Here is a 24,550-nt window from a genome sequence, read left to right as displayed (position 1 = left end):
CCCATGGACTTCGCATTCGACGCCCGTACCGAAGAGCTCCGCAACAAGCTGCTCACCTTCATGGACGAGCATGTCCACCCGGCCGAGAAGACCGCGGACGAACAGCGCGCGCTCCTGTCCTCGCCGTGGGACACCCCGCAGATCGTCGAGGACCTGAAGGCCGAGGCGCGGCGGCAGGGGCTGTGGAACCTCTTCCTTCCCGATGCCGAGCACGGCGCCGGGCTGACCAACCTCCAGTACGCGCCGCTCGCCGAAATCACCGGCCGTTCACCGCAGTTGGCGCCGACCGCACTCAACTGCGCGGCCCCGGACACCGGGAACATGGAGGTGCTCTTCCAGTTCGGCACGGACGAGCAGAAGAAGCAGTGGCTGGAGCCGCTGCTCGCCGGGGAGATCCGCTCGGCGTTCGCGATGACGGAGCCCGAGGTGGCCTCGTCGGACGCGACCAACATCGAGACGCGCATCGTGCGCGATGGCGAGGATTACGTCATCAACGGCCGCAAGTGGTACATCTCCGGGGCGATGAACCCGGACTGCCAGGTCTTCATCGTGATGGGCAGGACAGCGACTGCCGACGGCCCGGACGGCGCCGACATCCGCCGCCAGCAGTCGATGATCCTGGTCCCGCGCGACACCCCCGGTCTCGAAGTGCGGCGCGCCATGCAGGTGTACGGCTACGAGGACCACTATCACGGCGGTCACGCCGAGGTCGTCTTCACGGACGTGCGGGTGCCCGCCGCGAACCTGATCGGCGAGGAGGGCGGCGGCTTCGCCATCGCCCAGGCGCGTCTGGGGCCGGGTCGCATCCACCACTGCATGCGGCTGATCGGCATGGCCGAGCGGGCGATCGAGCTGATGTGCAAGCGGGCGGTGTCCCGTACGGCCTTCGGTAAGCCGCTCGCCCAGCAGGGCGTCGTGCAGAACTGGATCGCGGACGCGCGGGTCACGGTGGAGCAGCTGCGGCTGCTGGTGCTGAAGACGGCGTGGCTGATGGACACGGTGGGCAACCGGGGTGCGCACACGGAGATCCAGGCCATCAAGATCGCCACCCCGCGTGCGGTGGTCGACATCCTCGACCACGCGGTGCAACTGCACGGCGCGGGCGGCGTCAGCCAGGACTTCCCGCTGGCGGAACTGTGGGCGGCGGCGCGGACGTTGCGGCTGGCGGACGGGCCGGACGAGGTCCATCAGCGGTCGCTGGCCCGGCGGGAGATCAAGCGGTACGTGTAGGCGGTGGCCCGGGCGGGGTCGGTGGGTGCGAGGGCCCGCCCGGTTGCCGTTTCGTCCTCAATCGCCGGGCGGGCTCGGAATGTTGCCGGACGGGCTTGAATCTCTGAGCCGGTCGAGGACGTCCGTGTAGAGGGAGCGTCTGTCGGGGCGGGCGTGGGCGGCGGCTTGGCGAAGGGCGGGGATCGCCGCCTCGCTCATCCCGATGAGCCCCTCGGCCGCCGTCCTGCGCACGACGGGATGCGGGTGCGCGAGCAGTCCGGTCACAGCGGGGATCGCGGGCTCCCAGCCGGCGTGGCAGAGCGTGCGGATCGCCGTACGCGCCAATTCCGGCCGGGGGTCGTCCAGCAGGAGCATGGTGTGGCTCAGATAGGTACCCCGGTCCAGCATCGTCCGTGAGGTCCGGTGGGCGCGCAGGCGTACCTTGGCCCGGGGATGGTTCAGCAATTCACCGATCAGGTCGCGCAGTCCGGGGTCCCGGTCCGTGTCCGGGCCCGAGTGGGCCCCGGCCAGTTCTGTGAGTGCCCTGCATATCTGTTCCGGGGTGCCGGTTCGGGCCAGGTCCAGCAGTTCCTGCCTGGACGGGCGGTGCGCAGCTACGCCGGGTGCGGCCGGGGGGCGGTCACGGAGCGCTGCCAGCGCTGCCGCGTCCTGCTGTGCGGCGTCCGGGCCGCGCAGCGGACCCTCGACGAGAAGAAGCCGGTCCGCCATGTCGTCGCGTCCTTCGGCGCGCAGCCGCCGACACGTGCGCGTCAGCGCGGGGGTGCGCAGAAGTCGGCGGTCGAGGAGCAGGTCGAGGAAGCCCCAGGCCCCGGCGTCGAGGCGGTCGCCGAGGGTCCTGGCGAGCGCGTCGGCGGGGTAGTTGCGCAGTACGTCGCCGACTGCCGGTCCGTCGGCGGGCGGGGCGTGCTCCCACCAATCCAGCAACAGCGGCACCAGCGGTCCCAGTGTCCACGGGGAGAGCTTCGAGGCCGCGAGAGCCACCCTGTCGTGCAGGATGTCCTCGCCCCGTAGCTCCGTCTCGTCGAGGGTGCGCAGTGCACGGGCCAGGTCCACGCCGATGGGTATGTCGATGTGTCCGCGGAGGTACGCGCGAAGAACCGGCAGCCGGGCCTCTGGCTCGGGCCACTTCACCAGCGCCAGGGCGGCGGTCTCCCTGCGGCCTGCGTGAGTTGACCCCAGCATGTCGAACAGGCGCTCTCTCAGGGCCGCCGAACGGGGCTGGTCGAGGTCGTCGATGTGTACGTGCCGGGGCAGCGGCGTCGGGGCCTGGGCGGTCTCGGTGATGGTCCAGGGCGGTGCGTCGAGGGGCTGAAGAAGCGTCATCCAGTCGAGCAGGGCGGCTTGGACTTCGGGGTCCGCGCCGTGGTGGACCTCGATCAGTGCGGTCAGCCGGTCCCGCGAGCCCAGCCTGCCGTCGTCCTGTCGGCGGAACTCCTCCAGATCGTCCGGCGCGCGCACCGCGTCGTCCAGCGCCGCCCGCCATGCCCGGGTCTCGGCGGGCATCGGTGCAGCGGTGGTCTCCGGGGCTGCGAACGCCTCCTTCAGCACGGCGGCCTGGGCCTGCCAGGGGTCGGCGCCGAGCCGGGCCGACGCGAGTGCCTGATCGAGGTCGGCGCGGACCAGCACCGCGCCGAGGCGGCGCAGCAGCGTCAGCGTGGACCGGACCGGCGTCGTGGGTGCGGGACGCAGTGCCCGTACCGCAGCGGCAACGGCCGGTCTGCCGGCCGCCGTCAGCATCGGCGCGACCGCTTCGAGTACCGCGATCAGGTCGTGCCGGTCCTCGTCCCGGGCGTCCACGAGCGCGTCGAGCAGGACCCGTGCGGACCGGGCGAATGCCGTCAGCTCCCCGGCCGTCCGGGGTGCTGGGCAGATGCGCAGCGCGAACCGCACCAGTGTGTCCCGGGCCGCGGGCCGGGAGCTGGCCAGCCGGAGCCAGTCCGTGAGCATCGGCCGCAGCTCGTTCAGCCGGTCGGGGTGGAGCGGCGCGTCCCACTCGGCGACGCGCAGCGCGACCGAGGGATTCCAGCCCCCGGCCACCAGCGACCTGATGTCACGGTCCGCCGCAGTGTCCACCGATGACCGCTGTGCGACGGCCGATGGGGTGATGCCATGCCTGGCCAGCGGTATCGCCAGATCCTTCACGTCCCCGGAGGCAAGACCGACCCGGCCGTCCGCCACCAGGGAGAGCAGGGCGGCCGCCACCGGTGACGCCTGGTTGTCCAGCGCGAGGACCGAGCGGGCGCCGAGGGCTCCGTCGAGGCCCGCCAGCAGCAGTTCGCGGGTACGGCCGTTCTCGCTGTGCTCGGCGGCGGCGAGAAGTGTCGCCGCGTAGGCGTCGCCGAGGACGGCGCGCAGGGCCGCGACGAGCGTGCCGCGCAGCCCGGGGTTGTCGTGGTGCCCGAGCCAGAAGAGCAGCTTGGGCAGCGCCGCCGGTGTGCCCGCGCGGACCAGCACCTCGGCGGCGGTCTTCTTGATGTTCATGTTCGGATGGTCGAGACATGCGGCGATCGCGGTGCACGCCCAGTGGGCCTGTGCGTGACCCAGTGCGAGCAGGGCCTGCCGGACGGTCTGGATGTCCTGGGCGGTGGTCAGCGCGATCAGGGTCGCCGACAGCGCCTGTGCGTCCTCGCCCGTGGCGTCGCGGGCGAGCAGGGCGATGACGTGTTTGCGTACGTGCCGGTCGCGGTGGCGCAGCAGCCGGTGCACCCGGGCGCGAGTGCCCGCCCAGGGGGCCCGGAGCAGCAGTTCGAGCAGGATCGCCCGCTCACGGTCGGACAGTCCGGGCCGGTCCAGCAGATCCAGTGCCATGGTCGCGACGAGTGCGTGGCCGGCCTCTTGCGCATCCGCCGTGTCGAGCAGGCAGACCGGCCGGATCGCGCCCCGCTCATGGAGACGGCGGCCCAGGGCGTGCACGGCGTCCAGGACCTCTTGGGGCACCACGGGCTCACCGCCCGGCTGTCCGTGTTCCCACTCCTGCAACGCCGCCTGTTCGGCCACGATGCGCAGCAGCAGGTCTGCGATGGCCGGCAGTGTGCCGGCGTTGCCGTGGTCCGTGAGACGGCACAGCGCCGCCACCGGCTCGTCCGGGTTCAGGTGGGAACTCAGCAGGGCCAGTTCCCGCTCGTCCGGGCCACCCAGGTCCGCCGCGATGCGCGCCGGCAGGTCGACGGGGTCCAGCCGTACGAGGAGGGCGCGCCGGTGCGCCGGATCGCGGGTCAGCTGCCACAGCAGTTCGAGGGCGCGGTCCCGTACGGCGTACAGGTGGGGCGCGATCGCGTCACCGGCCAGGCCCAGCCCTTCCCGCAGGGCCAGTACCGTCCGCTGCCCGCCGATGGCCTCCAGAGCGTCCAGGGCCTCGGCGGGCGCCGAGGGCAGCAGAGCGATCACGGCGTCTTCGGCATCCGCCTGGCGCAGCTCCCGGATCGCGTCGAGGAACGGACCGGGGGCGGGGGCCGAAGGAAGTACGCGTGCGATCGCGCCCCCGATCGGAAGCTCGCCGGTTCCCTGCCCGGCCAGGGCCACCAGCAGAGCGAGCCGTCGCGGGCTGCTCGGATCTTTGGCGGACGTCTCCGTCAGTACCCGGAACGCCTCCTTCCGGCAGGTGAACAGGATCGTCGCGATCTCACGGGGCGGAATCGAGTGATCGGCCAGGGCCAGGCCGATCACGGCCGGAACTTCCGGACCGTCCACGAAGTGCCCGCGCCGGTGGAGACCGCGCAGGCACGTCACCGTCGGCCCGCCGAACAGCAGCGGATCGCGTGCGGCGAGGGCCGTGAGTTCACCGATGTCGTCGCGGTCCGCCAGATCGCCGAGCAGTTCCATTCCCTGTCGGCGTAGGCCCGGCGGACGATCCGGATCGTCGATGATCTGCCGCAGCAGGTCCTTGTGGCCGTGGAGGGCGGCGGCAGCGAGGGCTGCATCGGCCACCGCGGGCCTGTCCCCCGCCGAACCGGCGGCGAGAAATGGAGAGATGCGCCCCTGCGGCAGCGGCTCCATCGCCGCCCACGGCTCGGTGAGTTCGTCCAGCGCGCCGGCGACGACCCGGTCGCTGTCGGCGTCGAGCAGGCCGATCAGGTCTTCGCGGACCAGCGCGGGAGCCAGCAGTCCGGCGTGCAGCCCCTGCCGCGCGAGCCGCAGCGCCTCGGCCTGCAGCACGGGGTCGCCGCTGTCCGCCAGTTCGTCCACGAGTTGGGCCGGCCGATGCGCCGCGGTGATACCCGTCTCCCGTACGGCCTGGTAGAGGAGTTCACCCGGGGCTTCGTCACGGATCACCGCCGGCTCGTCGAGGAGTTCGGAGCGCAGCCACGCGATCCTCACCCGTACCGGCAGCCCGGCCGTGCGCCATGACGGGCGGGGGCGGCCCCGGAGACGGTGGCCGAGTCGCTCGTAGAGCCCCGCCAGGAGGAGATCCGCCTCCGGCGGCCCCGTCAGCGATACGGGCAGGAGCCCGGCGAGTTCGGCCGTCTCGCCGTCGTCGGACGGGCGGCCCGCTGTCACTCGCTCGGTGAGCAGGACCAGCCCCAGATGACGCAGGGCGGGGTCCTCGTGCCGGATCAGACGTCCGAGGACTGCCGGTGGGCAGTCCTGCGCGTCCAGGAGCCTCGACAGCTGCCCGGCGTCGGCCCGGCGTACGGCATCGTGGAACTGTTCGTCGGCCGGTGTCTTCACCGTCGGATGCTAACCGGGGCGCTCCCGGCTCCACCAAAGGATTTCGCCCCCGTCAGTAGCCGCCGAACGGCACATGGTCGGCCAGCGCCAGGTCGTGGGCGAAAGCCCTCACACGCAACAGGCACCGGGCGACGAGGCGGACGGCCGGTGTGTGGCGCGGGCCGTATGCCGCGGCCCAGAGTGCGGGGACGTGCGCGGATGGCTGGATGTGAGTCATATATCCAGCTTCGACCCGTACCGGCGGTCGGTCCAACAGATGGTTCAGCCGGCTGCGATCGATACCGTGGATGGATGGAGATACGCCAACTCCGCCACTTCATGGCGGTGGTCACGCACGGCAGTTTCACCGCCGCCGCCCGTGCCGAGCTGATCGTGCAGTCCGCGCTGAGCACCTCCGTGCGCAACCTCGAACGGGAGCTGGGTGCCGAGCTGTTCGACCGGACCGGCCGGCGCGTGATCCTCACCGAGGCGGGCCGGGCGCTGCTGCCGTCGGCCCGGTGGGTGCTCGCTGCTCCTCGATCTCGTGCGGGCCGGGATCGGTGTGGCGATCGTGCCGCGGCGGATCGGTGAGGAAACGGGGCTGCCGTGTGTGAGCATCCGCCGGCCGGAGCCCGGCCGGACGGTGGTCCTTGCGGGGGCGGGCGCCCCGCCCCCGCATCCCCGCGGCCCAGGCGCTCCTCTCCCCGCTGACCGGCGGCGCTCCCCAGGTCGCTAGGGACGCAGGGCGCGCAGCAGCAGGTCGGCCAGGTGGTCGGCGACCTCCTGCTGGCTGAGCGGGCCGTCGGGCCGGTACCAGGTGGACAGATGGTGGACCGAGCCGAAGTGGTAGTCGACGATCAGGTCCGCCGGGGTGGCCGTGGAGAACACTCCGCTCCGCTGGCCCTCTTCCACCAGGGCCCGGAAGCGCTCGTGGTAGCGGCGCCGCTCCATCCGTACCTGCTTGTTCTTCTCCGGGCTGAGGTGGTGCATCGACCGGAAGAAGATCGAGGCGTCGTCGAGGTTCTCGATGGTCGTGACGACCACGTCCGCGGCGGCGTCGCGCAGCCGCTGTTCGACCGGGGCGTCGGCGTCCGCGAACGCGTCGAGGCGCTCCTGCTGGAGCCGGAGCACCCGGGCGTAGACCTCCTGGAGGAGGTCCTCCTTGGAGCCGAAGTAGTGGTAGAGCGCACCCTTGGTGACGCCTGCCGCCTCGACGATCTCCTGGACCGAGGTGCGGTCGTACCCCTGCTCGGCAAAGAGCCGGGTGGCGGCGGCCAGCAGCCGCTGAGGGACAGGGGCCGTGTCCCCGTCCGTCGCCTTGGCCATTGCCGCCACCTTCCTTCCGTACCGTGCGTGAATCCGTGCTGTGCGTGAAACGGTCTATCGAGGGGAACGCAGTTCCCGCCTGAGGATCTTCCCACTCGCCGTCTTCGGGAGTTCGGTCAGGATCTCGACCTCGCGCGGGTACTTGTATGCGGCAAGCCGTTCCTTGCAGTACGCGCCCAGTTCCTCGCGGTCGACCGTGGCGCCCGGCCGCAGGCTGACGTAGGCACGGACGGTCTCACCGCGGTAGGCGTCGGGGACACCGACGACGGCCGCCTCCCGGACCGCGGGATGGGTGTAGAGGACGTCCTCCACCTCGCGCGGCCAGACCTTGAAGCCGGAGGCGTTGATCATGTCCTTCTTGCGGTCGACGACATAGAGCCAGCCTTCGCTGTCCATGAAGCCGATGTCGCCGGTGCGCAGTTCGCCGTCCGGGAAGGCGGTGGCGGTGGCTTCGGGCAGCCGCCAGTAGCCGGAGACGACCTGCGGTCCGCGGACCGCGATCTCGCCCTGCTCGCCGAAGGGCACCTCGTCGCCGTTCTCGTCGAGGATCCTGACCACTGTGTCGGGGCCGGGAACACCGACGGAGAGGGTTCCGGAGACCGGGTCGACGGGGGCTTCGCGCTCCGGCGGTACGGAGGCGCAGGGGGCCGTGCACTCGGTGAGGCCGTAGCCGTTGCGGATGTACGGGCCGAAGCCCGCCCGGAACTTCTCCACGAGCGCGGGCGGCAGCGGTGCGCCGCCCGAGGAGATCACCTGGAAGGAGGAGAAGTGCTCGGGGGTGACGGCGGGGTGGGCGGCCAGCGCCATGAAGGCGGTCGACGGGCCCACGGTGTAGGCGGGGCGGTGTTCGGCGAAGGCTTCGAGGACGACGCCCGGGTGGAAGCGGTACGCGAGCACGAGGGTGCCCGCGTTGGCGAGGCAGGCGGCCAGCTGGCACACCATGCCGGTGATGTGGAAGAGCGGGGCGAGCGCGAAGTAGGAGGAGCCCTCGGCGATGGCGTGCCCGGTCCGCTGCCGCTCGGCGTTGATCATGATGTTGCCGTGGGAGTTCATGGCGCCCTTGGGGGTGCCGCTGGTCCCGGAGGTGTAGCTGATCAACGCCACGTCGGCGGAGGTGAGTTCGCGCCCTTCGGGAGCCCCCAGGCCCTGCCGGGCGACGGCGACCAGATCGTCGGCGTCCTCGGGCACGGGCAGCCGCTCGAAGCCCAGTACGCGCTCGTCGTTCTGCGTCTGGAGGTCGAGCTCACTGGTGGTGAGCGCGATCGTCACGGTCGGGGCGGCGGCCGCGGTGTCCCGCAGATACGCCTCCCAGGCCCGGTCCGCGCAGATCAGCGCGGTGACCTCGGCGTCCTTCAATACGTGGCCGACCTCGCCGGACTTGTACATCGGGTTGAGCGGGACGACGGTGGCACCGGCCTTCCAGGCGCCGAGGAGTGCGAGCACGAACTGCGGGGTGTTCTGCAGCATGATCGCGACACGGTCGCCGCGCTCCAGGCCCCCGGCGGCGAGGTGGCCGGCCACGGAGTCGGAGAGCGCGTCGGTCTCGCGGTAGCTCAGGCGTCCGTCGAAGTAGGCGAGCGCCGGATGCCCGGGGCTGCGGGCGGCGGAGGAGCGGAAGGCGTGGACCAGGGTCTCGGCCGGGCCGACGGGGGCGCGCTGGGCCTCGCTGAGCAGGGAGATCCAGGGCTTTGCCGCGTAGATGGACTCGGTCATGCGCCGGTCTCCTCCCACTTCTGCTGGAGGTGGTTCATATTGCCGAGCCAGTGGTCGGTGTCCTTGGTGCGGGCCCGGTAGAAACCGGCGACCTCGGGATGCGGCAGGACGAGGAAGCGGTCCTCGGCCATGGCGTCGAAGAGCGCGTCGGCGACCGCCTCGGGCTCGATGGCGCTGGGGGCGAGGACGAGCTCGCCGGCCGATCCGGCGGCCGTGAGCATGTCCGTACGCACGCCCTGCGGGCAGATCGCGTGGACCTTGATGCCGCGGTGGCGGTAGGTCAGCGAGAGCCATTCGGCGAAGGCGACGACTCCGTGCTTGGTGACGCTGTACGGTGCGGCACCGATCATCGTCAGCAGTCCGGCGGCCGAGGCTGTCGAGACGAAGCGGCCGCTGCCGCGCTCCAGCCAGTCCGGCAGCAGCGCCCTCGCCGCACGGACGTGGGCCATCACATTGACGTCCCAGGCGGCGGCCCAGACCTCCTCGTCGGCGAAGACGTCGCCGGGCGAGGCGAGGCCCGCGTTGGCGCAGTAGATGTCGACGGTGCCATCCAGCGCGTCGCGGGCGGCGTCCACGATCTGCGAGGCGTCACCGGCTACGGCGGTGCCGCCGATCTCCTCGGCCAGCGGCTTGATCCTGGCCTCGTCGAGGTCATTGACCACGACCCGCGCACCTTCCGCGGCGAACCGGCGGGCCAGGGCGGCTCCGATGCCACCTCCGGCCCCTGTGACCACTACGCCCGCGCCCTGCACCGTACTCATCGGGTCCCGCCTCTCTCAGCCGACTGCCCCAGCAGACTAACCAGTCGGTATGTGATTGTGGAAGGGGCTGACACCGCTAGGCGGCACTCCTGTCACAACCGACTCGTCCGGCTCATTCCGTATGGCCTGAACGCGCGCTAGCGTGCGTGACCATGACAGACGTCGCGATCATGGAGGTAGCTGAATGAGCCTGTCCAGACGTGGTTTGCTGGCCGCCGGCGGTGCGGTGGGAGCCCTCGCGGCGACGGCCGCCGGTACCGGGGTCGCGACCGCCGCCCCCACCCCCGGCAAGGGGCACGGCCGGGTCCGCACCGGCTTCGACCGGCTGGCGGCGGACGGCTACGCGCTGCTGAAGGGGCAGAAGGTCGGGGTCGTCACCAACCCGACCGGGATCACCTCCGATGTGCGCCACATCGTCGATGTGATGCACCCGGACGAGCGAGTGAACCTGGTCGCGGTCTTCGGGCCCGAGCACGGCTTCCGCGGCACCGCACAGGCCGGTGGCTCCGAGGGGCGGTACGACGACCCGGCGACCGGACTCCCCGTCTACGACACGTACTTGAAGAGCGGGCAGCCGCTCGCCGATGTCTTCACCGCGTCCGGTGTGGACACGATCGTCTTCGACATCCAGGACGCGGGCGCCCGTTTCTACACATACATCTGGACGCTGTACGACTGCATGGAGGCGGCGGCTCTCGCGGGCAAGCGGTTCGTCGTCCTGGACCGGCCGAACCCGGTGACCGGGCGGGCGGCACTCGGACCGGTGCTCGACCCGGCGTTCTCCACGTTCGTGGGCCGCCGGGAGATCTCGCAGGCGCACGGTATGACGGTCACAGAGCTGGCGCTGCTCTTCAACGCGGAGTTCCTGGCCCAGCGGCCGGTGGACCTGCGCATCGTGAAGATGTCGGGATGGAAGCGCTCGGACTTCTTCGACGCGACCGGGCTGCCGTGGGTGCCGCCGAGCCCCAATATGCCGACGCCGGACACGGCGCTGGTCTACTCGGGGACCTGCCTGTTCGAGGGCACGAACCTCTCCGAGGGGCGCGGCACCACCCGGCCGTTCGAGCTGCTCGGCGCGGAGGGCATCGACCACCGGTGGGCGGCGGCCGCGAACGCGCTCGAGCTGCCCGGAGTCGCGTTTCGCGAGGCGTACTTCGCGCCGACGTTCTCCAAGTTCCAGGGGAAGACGGTCGGCGGGGTGCAGCTGCACATCCAGGACCGCGAGGCCTTCGATCCGGTACGCACGGGGATCGCGCTGCTGGTGACGGCGAAGCGGACGTGGAGCGGATTCGCGTGGCGCTCCGACAACTGGATCGACAAGCTCACCGGCAACACGCGGGTCCGCACGATGATCGACGCGGGGGCGGACACCGATGAGGTGGTGGGGGCGTGGGCGGAGGATCTCGCCGCGTTCCGGGCCGTGCGGAAGAGGTATCTCCAGTACCGGTGAGACGGGCCGGGCGGGTCCGAGGGTTCGGTCCCGCCCGGCGCACCGGTTCCGTCCTCGAACGCCGGACGGGCTGGAAAAAACGCCCTACCGGTGGGCGGGGAACTCCACCACCTGCTGGTACGTCGGACGGTTCTGCCAGTGGATGGACTTCTGGGCGATCCCGCCGAGCGGCCGGTGGACGATCGAGTCCGTGCACCACTGCTCACCGGCCTTGCAGCTGTCGTCACCCGGGTAGACCTCCGCGGCCGGCTCCGCCGCAGCCGCCTTCAGGGACGCCAGCAGCGCGTCACGGCAACCGGCCAGATCGCCGTTCCCGCAGTACGCCTTGGCCAGCGGACCCTTGACCGGCTGACCCAGGACCCGGCGCAGGTCCTTGTCCACGAAGCCCCACCAGCCGTACTGGAACGCCGAACCGCTGTGCGCCCCGCTCGGCCCGTGGCTGGCTGCCGGGGACTCGTCGGTGGCGAGGTTCGCGGTCAGCGCCCCGTACAGGTCGTCACCGAGACCCGGCTTGAACTCGGTCTCGACCAGCTTCGGCCACCATGCGTCCATGATCCGTACCGCGTCGGCGTAGGTGTACGCATGCGATCCGGGGCCGCTCTCCTTGCGCTGCGAACCTGCCGCCCGCCAGGACTCCAACTGCTGGACGACGCCGTTCAGTTCCCGATCGGTGACCGGGCGCGAGCGGATCACCTTCAGCAGTTCGGGCAGCAGCTGCTCGCCGCGCAGATCGGTGACGGCGGCCTCGGCCATCGCCCGGGTGAGGGACGCACGGGTCACACCGCCCTCCTCGACCAGCTTCGCCACCCGGTCGTCCAGCAGATCGGCCCGGTGCACGGCGCTGAGGCCGAAGCCCGCGGAGGCGTACCCCTCGGCCTGCTTGTTGTTCCAGGAGACGTAGTAGTCCTGGCCGCTGGAGTGCGGGTGCTCGGCGAACGGGGTGTACGCGGCGGTGTTGGCGGCCGGGTCGTACCCCTTCCACTCGTAGGCCTGCGCGGCCTTCACGGGCAGCGCCGGGTCGACGCCCGCCGCGCGCACCGGGTTCATGCCACTGTTGTAGTACGCGGCGGTGCGGGAGTCGGCGTAGAACCAGTTGAACGCGTAGTCGATATTGCTCGCCGCCCGCTGGAACGAGGCGGCGTCCTTGACGTATGCCGGGTCGTTGAGCATCTGGAAGCCGATGATCGAGTCGGCTTCGTGACGGTAGGTGGTACGCAGCGAGGTGTAGGCGACGGGCTTGCCGCCCACGGTGGCGCGGTGGGTGACGATGCCGTAATCGGTGCGCCGGACCTGCATCCGGTAGGAGCCCTTCGCCGTGGAGTCGGCGACGGTCGGCTTCCAGGAGTTGGTGCGCTCCAGCGTCTCCATGGCGGTGCACGTGCCGCGGTAGAGGTAGTGCGTGGAGTCCTTGGTAGGTGTGGAGCCGTCGGGCTCGCACAGATCGATGGCGTAGGTGTCGGTGATGTCCTGGCCGGCCGAGGTGGCGCTCCAGGCGTAGTCCTGGCCGCGGCCCATCTGGATGTACATGCCGACACCGGCGAAGGAGACGCCTCGGGCGCTGATGCCGGGGCCCTGGAGCTCCTGGAGCATCATCAGCTGCGGGGCGAAGTAGCCGGTCTGGGGTCCGAAGACGGCGATCGGGTTTCCGCTCGCGGTGTTCTTGCCGGAGACCAGCAGGGCGTTGGACATGCCGCGCTTCTGGGCGCCGGAGCCGGAGCCGGGCAGCGAGCCCTCGGGGATGACACCGTCGTCGTAGATGCCCTGGGCCTTCTTGAGCGTGGCCGGGGCCTTGACGGGGGCCTTCCTGTCGGTGCCCGCGGAGCCGGTGCGGTCATAGATCAGGGGTTCGGCCGTGACGGACCCGTTGTCGGGCAGCGCGGTGCCGCGGGCCGTGGCGGGCTTGCCGGCGTACGGGAACGACGTGCCGTCATGGATCGTCAGCACGGCCTCGGGGTCGTTGCGCTGCCGGAACGACTCCCAGACCTTGGTGCCTTCGGCGACGCCGTACTTCTGCTGGGCGGACAGCAGCGAGAGCGCCGCCTGCACCTCGCCGCCGCCACCGCCACCGAACTGACCGCCGACCACGGAGGCGATCGAGATCAGGTCGGTCAGCTTGAACGGCTGGATCTCCCCGATGTTGGTGATGGCGTCGATCTTGCCGGTGAGGACGTACTCGCCGGGGAAGTAGCGGCCCTTCTTGGACTTCTCGCGATACGCGTTGATGCCGTCGACGTACGCCTGGGCGTCCGCCATGGCCTGTTCGCCGCGGGCGCCTTCGTGGGTTCTGATGTACTCGACCTGCGCTTCGAGATCGGCCTCGACGTACGGGGCCTGCGGCCAGAACTGCTGCTCCAGGCCCTGGTTGGCCAGCGCGCCACCGGCGAACGAGGTCAGTTCGCCGCGCCCGATGTGCCGGAAGAGGTCCATCAGCCAGAGCCGGTCCTGCCCGGCCGCGAATCCGGCGCCGAACTCGGTGCCGTAACGAGTGGTGCCCTTGATGTGCGGGACACCGGAGGCCTTGTCACGGGTGATCGTGACATCGTCGCGCGGCGAGGTGACGGACTCGACCTGGTTCTCGGGGACGCCGAACGAGGCGTCGTTGAAGAAGTCGGTCAGCTTCTGGTCGGTGAGACCGGTGTGCCCGGCCACCAGGCCGTTGTAGCGGTCGAGTTGGTCGTCGCTGTGGGTGGGGTGCGTACCGAACGCCTTGTTGCCGAGGATGTCGACGAGCGTGGCGTTGCCGTTCTCGCCGGGCGGCAGAATGTCGTCGCACTGCCCCTGGCAGTAGTCGGTGACGGGTGCGGGTCCCGCTGCCGCGGCGCCGGACTGCGGCGAGGCCGCCAGCAGGGTGGTGCCGAGTGCGAGAACCGCCGCGACGGTGGCGGCTCTGAACTTGACGGTGCGTGGGGGCATGCGTGCTCCTCCGAGAGGCCGATGCGCCGGAGGTTACCGTCGGTATGACCCGCCGGTAAGATGAACAACAGTCACCTTTTCCGAATCATCACATGTCGCCGTATGCGGCCCCCATGACGATGAGTCATCTCACATTTTGGACGCCACCCTATTTCGATGGATCCGAATCGGGCAGCCGTACGTCCATTCCTTGACGCCGAAGTACGAGCGACGGAGGTGGCAGTTGCAGTGGCCGGATTCCGGAGTCTTGCGAGACAGGTCCGCGATCCACGGGGCGACCTGGCGCTGCGGCGGTACTCGCTGCGCAAGTGCCTGGAGAGGTTCGCCCCTTATGGGCATCGGGCGACCTGGGATCATCTGTGCGCCCGGCACGGGATCGAGCCCGAGGACCGGTCCCCCGATCCGGTGCGGCTGATGCGCGCACTGGACGAACTGGAGGCGGCGCGAGCCGTCTGGCTCGGATACGAGGCGGGTTTCGCCGAGCGCCGCAGGCGGGAGAAGCACGACGGGCTGCGCAGGCCCGGCACGTTCGACGACTGGCACCGGCGCACCTGGGGCGGCCACGGCGTCGCCCGCTGCGAGGACCCGACGGTTCACCCCTCGGCGCCGCTCGCCGAGGTTCTCGGCCGGCTGATCGCCGCGCTGGAGTCGGAACCGGGCGCGTCCTGCCCTGTGTGCGCGAGCACCGAGATCGTCTGGCGGCCGGATCTGGAGTGCGAGCCGTGGTCGGGGCCGGTCTGCGCAGGGTGCGGGATCGTGGTGCCACAGCCGGCGCTCACACCGGGGGTGCTGGCGAAGGCCCGGGGCGCACGGCGCCGGGATCTGGCGTCGGCGGCGTGACGGACAGCGAAAGCGCCCGGCGCGCCCGTCAGGCACCTGAGAGCCTGTCGGGTGACCTCTGATCGGGCGGCCACGGCATGGCACGCACGCTCTCCGATCGAAGGTCACCCGACAGGCTCTGAGCCACCGGGCCCCCGCTTCTACGGACAGTCGGCCGACCGGCGCTCCGGCATCAGGCGTGAGCCGCTGATCCGCTGACCGGAGATGTCGTCCGGATTGGAGAGCACACAGTTCTCCAGCGACAGACAGCCGCAGCCGATGCAGTCGGTGAGATGGTCCCGCAGCCGGCCCAACTGCTCGATGCGCTCGTCCAGTTCGGAGCGCCACGCCGCGGAGAGCCGCGCCCAGTCGTCACGGTTCGGGGTGCGCTCCTCCGGGAGTTCGGCGAGGGCGTCCCGGATGGTGGCGAGCGGGATTCCGACCCGCTGCGCCGCGCGGACGAACGCGACCCGGCGCAGCGCGTCCCTGGTGTAGCGACGCTGGTTGCCGCTGGTGCGGCGGCTGCTGATCAGGCCCTTGGCCTCGTAGAAGTGCAGGGCCGAAACAGCGGCGCCGCTGCGTGCGGAGAGCTGGCCGACCGTGAGTTCATGGAGTGTCTGTGGGATCTGGGGCACCCCTCCAACCCTACTTGTCCGCCCCCGGCCGGTCCGTCGTTGACAGGAACGCACCCGCCAACCATGCTGAGCAAGCGCTTAGACAGGGGCGCGACGCCGGATGGCCGAGAGCTGGAAGGGCAGGGACATGGCAGAGCCGAGGATCTTCACGTCCGCGCAGGAGCTGCGCGACGGGGTGGGCGAGCAGCTGGGTCACAGCGAGTGGCTGGAGATCGAGCAGAAGAGGATCGACCTCTTCGCCGAGGCCACCGGTGACCACCAGTGGATCCATGTGGACCCGGAGCGGGCCGCGGCCGGGCCGTTCGGCACAACCATCGCGCACGGCTACCTCACGCTCTCGCTGCTGCCGGCCCTCGTACCCCAGATCATGCGGGTCGAGGGCATGAAGATGGGCATCAATTACGGGACGAACAAGGTCCGCTTCCCGTCCACCGTGCCCGTGGGCTCACGGCTGCGCGCCACGGCCGTCCTGAAGAGCGTCGAGGAGGCCGGGGGCGGCGTGCAGGTCACCGCCCTCGTCACGGTCGAGCGCGAGGGCGGTGACAAGCCGGCGTGCGTGGCCGAGTCGGTGTCGCGCTACTACTTCTGACGGCTCGGCTGCTCCCGACGACGCGGCCCGCCACCGCTACCGCTTGCCGGCGACCATGCGCAGCACGAGGTCGGCGTACAGCTCGCCGACCTCGTCCGGCGTCCGGCTGCCCTGCGCGTTGAACCAGCGCGCCACATCGATGCAGAGCGAGAGCACCGCGAGCGTGGTGCCCGGAATGTCCGGGACGTCGAATTCCCCGGCCCGCACGCCCTCGCTGATGATCCGGCGCACCACCGCGTCGCTCTTGCGGCGCAGCTCGACGATCTCGGTGCGGTGCTCCTCACCGAGGGCGTCCAGTTCGTACTGGACGACGCGGGCCGTGGTGTGCCGTTCGGCGTGCCAGCGGACGAAGGACCGCACAGCCTCGGCCAGCCGCTCGGCGGCCGTGCCCCCGCCGTCGGCGGCGGCCTCCAGGACGAACAGGGCGCGGTCGTGACCGATCCTGCTGATCCGGTGGAGCAGCTCTTCCTTCGTCTTGTAGTGGATGTAGAGCGCGGCGGGGCTCATCCCCGCCCGGCCGGCGATGTCGCGGGTGGTGGTGGCGTGGTACCCGCGCTCGGCGAAGGCTTCGACGGCGGCGACGAGGAGCCGCCTGGCCGCCTCGGGCGTCACCTCGGCCCACGGCGCACTGTCGCCGTCGGTCTCCTCCGCCGTGCTCATCGTCACTCGCCCCTCTCGTCAGCAGGACGAACACCATACCCCGAACCTGAGCAAGCGCTTAGGGTCCGTCCGGGCGGGATCGTCAGAGCTTCTGGAAGGGGTCGTGCTCCGCGAGGATCTTCTCCAGCCGGGCCTGGTCGACCCGGCTGACGATTTGCCCTGCTTCCTGACGGTCACGGATGACCTTGGCCAGGGTGAAGCAGGAGGTGACGAGGTAGAGGACGCCGATCGCGAGGAATCCACGGACCCAGCCGGAGGCGTCGAGGAAGTAGATACCGAGGGTCATCGCGGCCATCGCCACCCCGAAGGACGCGACGGCCTGGCCGTAGAAGGCCGCGGTGCTCTGCTGCTTGACCGATGTTGTCTCACTCATGTCGCCCAGCATCGGCCGACATGGTGTGCGCCACATCCGCCCCCGTACTCAGTCCGCTACTCAGACTCCCGTTCGAGCGGCGACGAAACGGTCAGAAGGCGGAGACCCCCGTCAGCGCGCGGCCGATGATGAGCTTCTGGATCTGGCTGGTGCCCTCGTACAGCGTCATCACACGGGCGTCGCGCAGCAGCTTGCCGACCGGGTACTCGTCGATGTAGCCGTAGCCGCCGAAGACCTGGAGGGCGTTGTTGGCGGCGCGGACGGCGGCCTCGGAAGCGAAGAGCTTCGCCTTGGAAGCGGCGGTGGCGAAGTCCTCGCCGCGGTCGATGAGGTCGGCCACCCGCCAGGTCAGCAGCCGGGCGGCGTCGACGTCGACGGAGATGTCGCTGATGAGTTCCTGGACGAGCTGGTAACTCGCGATGGACTTGCCGAACTGCTCGCGCTCGCCCGCGTAACCCACGGCGGCGTCGAGGGCGGCCTGCGCGATACCGACACAGCCGGCCGCGACCGACATCCGCCCCTTGGCCAGGGCGGACATCGCGATGGAGAAGCCCTTGCCCTCCGGGCCCATGAGCGTCGAGGCGGGCACGCGGACATCCTCCAGGACCACCTCGGCGGTGGCCTGGCCACGCAGGCCGAGCTTGCCGTGGATGGTGCGGCGACCGAGGCCGGGGGTGTCGGTGGGGACCAGGAAGGCGGATATGCCCTTGTGGCCCGGGGTGTCGTCGGTGCGGGCGAAGAGCAGCACCACATCGGCCCAGGTTCCGTTGGTGATGAACATCTTGCTGCCGTTGATGACATACGAGCCGCCGTCCCGGACGGCCTTCGTCGTCAGGTTCCCGGCGTCCGAGCCGGTGCCGGGCTCGGTGAGGCCGAAGCAGCCGATCGCCTCGCCCGCGGTGAGCTTCGGCAGCCAGTGCCGCTTCTGCGCCTCGTCGCCCCAGGCCGCGATCGTCTTGGCGACCAGGCCGAGGGATACGGAGACGATGCCGCGGACCGAGGAGTCGCCGCGGCCGAGCTCCTCGGTGACCAGGCAGTACGCGAGGTGGTCGCCGCCCGAGCCGCCGTACTCCTCGGGGACGGTGAGGCCGAGGAAGCCGACGGAGCCCAGCTTCTTCGCGATCGACTTGTCGACGTTCTCGGCCCGGTCCCACTCCACGACATGGGGTGCGATCTCGCGGGTGACGAAGTCCTTGGCGAGCTGCCGGACGGCTTCCTGCTCCTCGCTGAGCTCCAGGTTCATCCTTCGACTCTCCACTTTTAATTAGCACTGCTAGTTTTTCGCTTGCAGGCCTACTATGTGCCGCATGGCCAGACCGCGCAAGCCCCTCCTCAGCAGAGACCGCATCGTCGAGACGGCGAGCGCACTCGTGGACTCCGAGGGGCTCGACGCCGTCTCCACCCGCCGGCTCGCCGCCGAACTCGGGGTCAGCGGACCCTCGCTCTACAACCACTTCCGCAACAAGGACGAGATCCTGGACGCGGTCGCGGACGCCGTGTCCACCCAGGTCGATCTGTCGATGTTCGACGAGTCGGACACCCGCGACTGGCGCGCCGCCCTGCACGACTGGGCCGTCTCCTATCGTGCGGCGCTCACCGAGCACCCGCACATCGTCCCGGTGCTCGCCCAGGGCCCGGGACGCCGCCCCGCCGGTCTGCGGGTGGCCGACGCGGTCTTCGGCGCCATGGTCAGGGCCGGCTGGCCGCCCGCCCAGGCGACGTACATCGGGGCCTTGATGCGCTACTTCATCACCGGCTCGGCCCTCGGTTCGTTCGCCCGCGGCTTCGTCGACGACGAGACGGCGTACGACCCCGCGGACTATCCGCACCTCGGCCAGGCCCATCTGCTGGCCGACCGCCGCCAGAAGGTCGACGAGGGCGCGTTCGAGACCGGACTGCGAGCGCTGGTCGACGGCCTCTGCCTCCAGTACGAGCAGTTGGCGTCCGCCGGGACTGTTCGGCCGGCACCGAAGCGTTCCTGACCCATCCTGGAACACATGGCACGCATGGCACATCCCGACCCGGCCGCACCCCGCCTCGCCGCCCTGGCCACGCTCCTCGCCGACGAGACCCGCGCGGCCTTCTGCCTGGCCCTGCTCGACGGCCGCGCCTGGACCGCGGGCGAACTGGCCAGATACGCCTCGGTGGCACCGTCCACCGCCAGCGAACACCTCGGCAAGCTCGTCGCGGGCGGGCTGCTGGCCGAGGAGCGGCAGGGTCGCCACCGCTATCTGCGGCTCGCCGACGAACGGACCGCGCATCTCGTCGAGGACCTGGCGGCCCAGGTCGTCCCAGACACCGCGCCCGAGCGGCCGCGCACCCTGAGCGCGGCGAGCGCCGGCAGCGCACTCGCTCGCGGCCGCACCTGTTACGACCATCTCGCGGGCCGGATCGGCATCGCGATCGCCGATGCCATGACCGCACGGGGACTGCTGGAGCAGGACACCGGCTTCGCGCTCACCGACGACGGGCTCGGCTGGTTCGACGCACTGGGTATCGGTCTGGAATCGAAATCGCGGCGTCCGCTCGTACGGAGCTGTCTGGACTGGACGGAGCGCAGGCCGCATCTGGCAGGGGTCGCGGGAGCAGCGCTGTGCCGCCATGCGCTGGATGCCGGGTGGTGCGTACGGATCGGGTCCGGGCGTGCGGTGAGAGCGACCCCGGACGGGGAACGGGCGCTGCACGAGCATCTGGGCATCGAGCCGTCCACCATTCGGTAGGTGCCGAACGGTCACGGCCCTATGGTCGGGTCCATGACGACGACACCCGCCCCGGCGGCGACACCCGCGGCACATCGTGACTGGCGGGCCCCTGCCGCGGCCTGCACCACTGTGCTGCTGTGGGCCTCCGCCTTTGTCTCCATCCGCAGCGCCGGGGATGCCTACTCGCCCGGTGCGCTCGCTCTCGGCCGGCTGCTCACGGGCTCCCTGGCGCTGGGCACGTTGCTGGTGCTGCGGCGCGAGGGGCTGCCGCCGCGGGCCGCCTGGCCGGGGGTCATATGGTCGGGCCTGCTCTGGTTCGGCCTCTACATGGTGGTGCTCAACTGGGGTGAGCAGCAGGTCGACGCGGGCACGGCCGCGATGGTGGTGAACATCGGTCCCCTCCTGATCGCGCTGCTCGGTGCCCGGATGCTCGGCGAGGGGCTGCCCGGCAGGCTGATCGCGGGCATGGCCGTGTCGTTCGCGGGCGCCGCCGTGGTCGGACTCTCGATGTCGGGGCACGGGAACGCGTCGGTGCTCGGCGTGGTGCTCTGTCTGCTGGCCGCGGTGGCGTACGCGGCAGGGGTGGTCAGCCAGAAGCCGGCGCTGCGGCACGGCTCCGCACTGCAGATCACCACGTTCGGCTGCCTGGTCGGCACCGTCGCCTGTCTGCCGTTCTCCGGTGCGCTGATCTCCGACGCCGCCGACGCGCCCCTGTCCGCCACCCTGAACGTGGTCTATCTGGGCCTCTTTCCGACCGCGCTGGCCTTCACCACCTGGGCCTACGCACTCGCCAGGACCACCGCGGGACGGATGGGAGCGACCACCTATGCGGTGCCCGCGCTGGTGGTGCTGATGTCCTGGCTGCTGCTGGACGAGGTGCCCGCGCTGCTCACCGTCGGCGGGGGGCTGCTCTGTCTGGCCGGGGTGGCGGTCTCCCGGATGCGTCCGCAGACTGGCCTGACGCGGAAGAATCCGGCACAGCCGGTGGAGGGACGCCGACATGACGCGGAGCGCCAAGGAACCGAGCGGCCGTAAGAAGAAGACGGAGAGAAAGTCGGCCGGGGCCCGGGAAGCCATGCTGGACGCCCTCACCGAGGCGGCCCGCTACGGCGGCTCCGGGCTCGACGGCTTCACCGTGGCCGACAGCGGTGACGACGATCCGGTCCTGGTGACGCCCGAGGGCCGGGCCCGGGACGCCTGGCGCGAGGATTATCCGTACGACAACAAGCTCGGCCGGAAGGCGTACGAGAAGTCCAAGCGCGCCCTGCAGATCGAGCTGCTCAAGCTCCAGCACTGGGTGAAGGAGCGCGACGAACGCCTCGTCATCCTCTTCGAGGGGCGCGACGCGGCGGGCAAGGGCGGCACGATCAAACGCTTCACCGAGCACCTCAACCCCCGTGGTGCGCGGGTGGTGGCGCTGGAGAAGCCCACCGAACGGGAGCGCACCCAGTGGTACTTCCAGCGGTACACGGCCCATCTGCCGGCCGCCGGGGAGATCGTGCTGTTCGACCGGTCCTGGTACAACCGGGCGGGTGTGGAGCGGGTGATGGGGTTCTGCACCACCCGCGAATACCTTGAATTCATGCACCAGGCGCCGGGCTTCGAGCGGATGCTCGCCCGGGACGGCATCCACCTGGTGAAGTTCTGGTTCTCGGTCTCGCGCAACGAGCAGCGCAACCGATTCATGATCCGGCAGATCGATCCGGTACGGCAGTGGAAGCTGAGCCCGGTCGACCTCGCCTCGCTCGACAAGTGGGACGCGTACACGGAGGCCAAGGAGCTGATGCTCTTCCACACGGACACGGCGGACGCGCCCTGGACCGTGGTGAAGAGCAACGACAAGAAACGGGCCCGGCTGGAGGCGATCCGGACGTGGCAGGCGAGCCGGACCCGCTGATCGTCGGCCCGGCCTCCCAGCTCTTCGAGCGCGGCGAGGTGGAGGCCCGGCTGCTCGCCACGGGGCGGCGGGCGGAGGACGGGCCGACGACGTAACGGACTACTGGAACACCACAAGGGCGCGGCCGCCCTTGCCCGCGATCATGTTGTCGAAGGCCGCCGGGATGCCGTCCAGCTCGATCCGTTCAGTCACCATCATGGAGAGGTCGAACCTGCCCGCCAGGATGTGCTCGGCGAGGACCGGCAGGTCGCGGGCCGGGTCGCTGTTCCCGTACACACAGCCCGTCAGCGAGCGGCCCCAGTGGAAGATCTCCAGGGCGTTGAAGGACACCAGCTGGTCCTTGCCGCCGATGCCGACGACCGTGGTGCGGCCACCGCGGCGGGTGGAGTCCCAGGCGCCCCGGATGGTGGCGGGCCGTCCGACGCACTCGATCGCGACGTCGGCACCCTGGCCGCCCGTGAGCCCCCGAATGGTGCGTGGGGTGGCGTCGGAGGCGATCATGTAGTCGGTGGCGCCCGCCCGTCGTGCCAGTTCCTCTTTCTCGGGGGACACATCGACGGCGATGATCTTCGAGGCGCCCGCGATCCGGGCGGACTGGAGCACGGCGAGGCCGACACCGCCGATGCCGAACACGACGACGGACTCGCCGGGGCGGACCCGGGCACTGTGGTGGACCGCGCCGTATCCGGTGAGGACCGCGCAGCCGAGCAGGGCGGCGTCGGTGAGCGGGATGCCGTCGGGGGCGGGCAGGACGCAGTTCGCGGCGACGACGGTCTCCTGCGCGAACGCCGCCACATTCAGGCCGGGGTGGAGTTCGGTGCCGTCGGCGGTACGGGCATGGATGTCGGCCGCACCGGACAGGGCATGGGCGCAGAGCCAGACCTCGCCGATCCCGCAGTGGTGACAACTGCCGCAGGAAGGAGCCCAGTTGAGCACGGTTCCGTCGCCTGGCGCGACATGGGTGACGCCCTCACCGACCGCGATGACGGTGCCCGCACCCTCATGACCGAGGACGGCGGGGACGGGCACCCGCATGGTGCCGTTGGACAGGGAGAGGTCGGAGTGGCAGACGCCGGCGGCGGCGAGACGGACTCGCACCCGGCCGGGGCCGGGCTCCGGGAGTTCGATGTCGGTGATCTCCAGGGGAGCTCCGACGGCGGGCAGTACGGCGGCGCGGACCACGGACAGGCTCCTTGACGGTCGGCAGCGGGGATCGGGTCAGAGGCGGAAAGGTCAGAACTGCAGGGACTTGGTCTGGAGGTACTCGGCGAGCCCGTGCGAACCGAGTTCGCGGCCGACGCCGGACTGCTTGTATCCGCCGAACGGGGCGAGCGGGTTGAACCGGCCGCCGTTGATGTCGACCTGCCCGGTGTCCATCCGGCGGGCGAAGGCCACCGCTTCGGCGTCGTCGCCCGCCCAGACCGCTCCCGCGAGCCCGTACACGGTGCCGTTGGCGATGCGCAGGGCGTCGTCCTCGTCCTCGTAACGGATGATCGAGACGACCGGGCCGAAGATCTCCTCCTGGGCGACAGTCATCTCCGGGGTGACATCGGCGAACACGGTGGGACTGACGAAATACCCCTGCTCGCGCGGGGCTTCGGGGCCGCCCGCGACGAGGCGCGCACCCTCCGCCACACCCTTCTCGATGTATCCGCGCACCCGTGCGTGCTGCTTGGCGTTGACGAGGGGCCCGATGCGGTCGCCGTACTTGGCGGCGGCCCCCGCGGCGAGCGCGACCGCCTCGTCGTACTGGGAGGTGTGTACGAGCATGCGGGTCCAGGCGCTGCACGTCTGGCCGGAGTTGCCCATGACGTTCGCGATGCCGACGCCGACGGCCTTGGCGAGGTCCGCGCTCGGCAGGATGACATTGGCGGACTTGCCGCCCAGTTCGAGGGCGACGCGCTTGACGGCCGCGCCGGCCGTGGCACCGATCTGCTTACCGACGGCGGTGGAGCCGGTGAAGGAGACCAGGTCGACGCCCCCGTGCTCGGCCAGCGCCTGTCCCGCGACCGGACCGAGGCCGGTGACCAGGTTGAACACGCCTGCGGGGACGCCCGCTTCGTGGACGGCCTCCGCGAAGAGCTGGGCGGTCAGCGGGGTGTCCTCGGCGGGCTTGAGGACGACCGTGCAGCCCGCCGCGAGCGCGGGGGCGACCTTGGCGACGATCTGGTGCAGCGGGTAGTTCCACGGCGTGATCGCGCCGACGACGCCGACCGGTTCGGCGTAGACGGTGGAATTGCCGACCCTCTCCTCGAAGGCGTACGACGCGGCGAGTTCGGCGTACGAACCGGCCACCAGGATCGGTACGCCCGCGTGCACCGTCTGCGAGAACGGCAGCGGTGCGCCGAGTTCGGCGGTGACCGTCTCCGCGATCTCGCCCTTACGGGCGACGAGGACGTCGCGCAGGGCGGCGATCTTCGCGGCGCGCTCGGCGGGCGGGGTCGCGGCCCACGCGGGGAAGGCCTCACGCGCGGCGGACACGGCGGCGTCGACGTCCTCGGCGGTGCCTGCCGGGACATGGGCGATGACCTGCTCGTCCGCCGGATCGACCACCGCGATCAGGTCCGTGCCTGCGGCGGCCCGCCACTCGCCGCCGATGTACATCCCGTCATGGGCCTTCATCGCATTCCTCCCGGGGTGCCGTGGCTACGGCGTAGTCGTCCGCACCCTAAACTAGCGCTGTTAGTTTTTGGGCGCCAGGGGCCATTCCCATGGCTCCCGTCACGGTGTCACGCCATGCGCCGGAAGTCCGCCCGCCCTGGCCGGTAATACGCCAGTAACGGCCTCCTCCTAGCGTCCGGGACCAGCCCGCCCCACCCCGTACTTCCCCTCGTA

At 70.7% G+C, this 24,550-nt stretch carries 20 protein-coding genes and 1 pseudogene; 9 read left to right on the top strand and 12 right to left on the bottom strand.

The annotated features are described in order from the left end of the window. Positions 1–3 precede the first annotated feature (3 nt). A complete protein-coding gene (locus tag OG609_RS32455; RefSeq protein WP_327276087.1) occupies positions 4–1,230 on the top strand; it encodes an acyl-CoA dehydrogenase family protein in 1,227 nt (408 codons plus the stop codon). Between the two features lie 57 nt (positions 1,231–1,287). Here the strand turns inward: OG609_RS32455 and OG609_RS32450 are convergent, their stop codons facing one another. Together OG609_RS32450 and OG609_RS32445 are read right to left on the bottom strand one after the other, a co-directional pair. Next, positions 1,288–5,898, bottom strand: coding sequence for a HEAT repeat domain-containing protein (locus OG609_RS32450; protein WP_327276086.1), 4,611 nt, complete (start codon positions 5,896–5,898; stop codon positions 1,288–1,290). Between the two features lie 52 nt (positions 5,899–5,950). Next, positions 5,951–6,115 carry a hypothetical protein gene (locus OG609_RS32445; RefSeq protein ID WP_327276085.1) on the bottom strand — a complete coding sequence of 55 codons (165 nt, stop codon included), beginning with the start codon at positions 6,113–6,115 and terminating at the stop codon, positions 5,951–5,953. A gap of 74 nt (positions 6,116–6,189) precedes the next feature. Here OG609_RS32445 and OG609_RS46340 point away from each other — a divergent pair, with 74 nt between their 5' ends. Further along, positions 6,190–6,468, top strand: a complete 279-nt coding sequence (locus OG609_RS46340) for a LysR family transcriptional regulator (protein ID WP_390095027.1) — start codon at positions 6,190–6,192, stop codon at positions 6,466–6,468. 141 nt (positions 6,469–6,609) lie between these two features. Here OG609_RS46340 and OG609_RS32435 read toward each other — a convergent pair whose 3' ends face one another. The 3 genes from OG609_RS32435 to OG609_RS32425 are packed head-to-tail and all read right to left on the bottom strand — an operon-like array spanning position 6,610 to position 9,677. Beyond that, on the bottom strand, positions 6,610–7,203 hold the full coding sequence (locus tag OG609_RS32435) for a TetR/AcrR family transcriptional regulator (RefSeq protein ID WP_327276084.1): 594 nt from the start codon (positions 7,201–7,203) through the stop codon (positions 6,610–6,612). Positions 7,204–7,257: 54 nt separating this feature from the next. Next, positions 7,258–8,916: an AMP-binding protein gene (locus OG609_RS32430; RefSeq protein ID WP_327276083.1), complete on the bottom strand. Its 1,659-nt coding sequence runs from the start codon at positions 8,914–8,916 to the stop codon at positions 7,258–7,260. Further along, entirely contained in the window at positions 8,913–9,677 is a 765-nt protein-coding gene (locus OG609_RS32425; protein WP_327276082.1) for an SDR family oxidoreductase, read from the bottom strand. The genes OG609_RS32430 and OG609_RS32425 overlap by 4 nt, the downstream gene beginning before the upstream one ends. 184 nt (positions 9,678–9,861) lie before the next feature. Here OG609_RS32425 and OG609_RS32420 point away from each other — a divergent pair, with 184 nt between their 5' ends. Then, positions 9,862–11,127, top strand: coding sequence for an exo-beta-N-acetylmuramidase NamZ family protein (locus tag OG609_RS32420; RefSeq protein ID WP_327276081.1), 1,266 nt, complete (start codon positions 9,862–9,864; stop codon positions 11,125–11,127). 84 nt (positions 11,128–11,211) lie between these two features. Here OG609_RS32420 and OG609_RS32415 read toward each other — a convergent pair whose 3' ends face one another. Beyond that, positions 11,212–14,040, bottom strand: a complete 2,829-nt coding sequence (locus OG609_RS32415; protein WP_327276080.1) for a penicillin acylase family protein — start codon at positions 14,038–14,040, stop codon at positions 11,212–11,214. 228 nt (positions 14,041–14,268) lie between these two features. Here OG609_RS32415 and OG609_RS32410 point away from each other — a divergent pair, with 228 nt between their 5' ends. Further along, positions 14,269–14,880, top strand: a complete 612-nt coding sequence (locus OG609_RS32410; protein WP_327278267.1) for a hypothetical protein — start codon at positions 14,269–14,271, stop codon at positions 14,878–14,880. A 140-nt stretch (positions 14,881–15,020) separates the two neighbouring features. On the opposite strand, the gene soxR is transcribed toward OG609_RS32410, so the two are convergent. After that, complete coding sequence (soxR, locus tag OG609_RS32405) at positions 15,021–15,494, bottom strand: redox-sensitive transcriptional activator SoxR (RefSeq protein ID WP_266362746.1); 474 nt, start codon at positions 15,492–15,494, stop codon at positions 15,021–15,023. A gap of 127 nt (positions 15,495–15,621) precedes the next feature. Between soxR and OG609_RS32400 the strand changes: the two genes are divergently transcribed. Beyond that, positions 15,622–16,083 carry a MaoC family dehydratase gene (locus OG609_RS32400; RefSeq protein ID WP_327276079.1) on the top strand — a complete coding sequence of 154 codons (462 nt, stop codon included), beginning with the start codon at positions 15,622–15,624 and terminating at the stop codon, positions 16,081–16,083. Positions 16,084–16,119: 36 nt separating this feature from the next. Here the strand turns inward: OG609_RS32400 and OG609_RS32395 are convergent, their stop codons facing one another. The 3 genes from OG609_RS32395 to OG609_RS32385 form a co-directional block, all read right to left on the bottom strand. Beyond that, positions 16,120–16,743: a TetR/AcrR family transcriptional regulator gene (locus OG609_RS32395; RefSeq protein ID WP_327276078.1), complete on the bottom strand. Its 624-nt coding sequence runs from the start codon at positions 16,741–16,743 to the stop codon at positions 16,120–16,122. An 82-nt stretch (positions 16,744–16,825) separates the two neighbouring features. Beyond that, complete coding sequence (locus OG609_RS32390) at positions 16,826–17,116, bottom strand: YiaA/YiaB family inner membrane protein (RefSeq protein WP_327276077.1); 291 nt, start codon at positions 17,114–17,116, stop codon at positions 16,826–16,828. Between the two features lie 91 nt (positions 17,117–17,207). Then, entirely contained in the window at positions 17,208–18,359 is a 1,152-nt protein-coding gene (locus OG609_RS32385) for an acyl-CoA dehydrogenase family protein (RefSeq protein WP_327276076.1), read from the bottom strand. 64 nt (positions 18,360–18,423) lie between these two features. Here OG609_RS32385 and OG609_RS32380 point away from each other — a divergent pair, with 64 nt between their 5' ends. From OG609_RS32380 to ppk2, 4 genes and pseudogenes are all read left to right on the top strand, one after another. Continuing rightward, on the top strand, positions 18,424–19,098 hold the full coding sequence (locus OG609_RS32380) for a TetR/AcrR family transcriptional regulator (RefSeq protein ID WP_327276075.1): 675 nt from the start codon (positions 18,424–18,426) through the stop codon (positions 19,096–19,098). Between the two features lie 15 nt (positions 19,099–19,113). Next, a complete protein-coding gene (locus OG609_RS32375) occupies positions 19,114–19,836 on the top strand; it encodes an ArsR/SmtB family transcription factor (protein WP_385648693.1) in 723 nt (240 codons plus the stop codon). Between the two features lie 33 nt (positions 19,837–19,869). Continuing rightward, on the top strand, positions 19,870–20,853 hold the full coding sequence (locus OG609_RS32370) for a DMT family transporter (protein WP_327276074.1): 984 nt from the start codon (positions 19,870–19,872) through the stop codon (positions 20,851–20,853). A gap of 100 nt (positions 20,854–20,953) precedes the next feature. After that, positions 20,954–21,810 (top strand): annotated as a pseudogene (gene ppk2, locus OG609_RS32365) (polyphosphate kinase 2). A gap of 4 nt (positions 21,811–21,814) precedes the next feature. Here the strand turns inward: ppk2 and OG609_RS32360 are convergent. Beyond that, entirely contained in the window at positions 21,815–22,897 is a 1,083-nt protein-coding gene (locus OG609_RS32360) for a Zn-dependent alcohol dehydrogenase (protein ID WP_327276073.1), read from the bottom strand. 51 nt (positions 22,898–22,948) lie between these two features. Next, positions 22,949–24,337 carry an aldehyde dehydrogenase family protein gene (locus tag OG609_RS32355; protein ID WP_327276072.1) on the bottom strand — a complete coding sequence of 463 codons (1,389 nt, stop codon included), beginning with the start codon at positions 24,335–24,337 and terminating at the stop codon, positions 22,949–22,951. Between the last annotated feature and the right edge of the window lie 213 nt (positions 24,338–24,550).

It is taken from the genome of Streptomyces sp. NBC_01224, from assembly GCF_036002945.1.
Lineage (GTDB): Bacteria > Actinomycetota > Actinomycetes > Streptomycetales > Streptomycetaceae > Streptomyces.
Note: the sequence above shows the minus strand (reverse complement) of the source record. Positions and strands in the feature narration are given on the sequence as shown.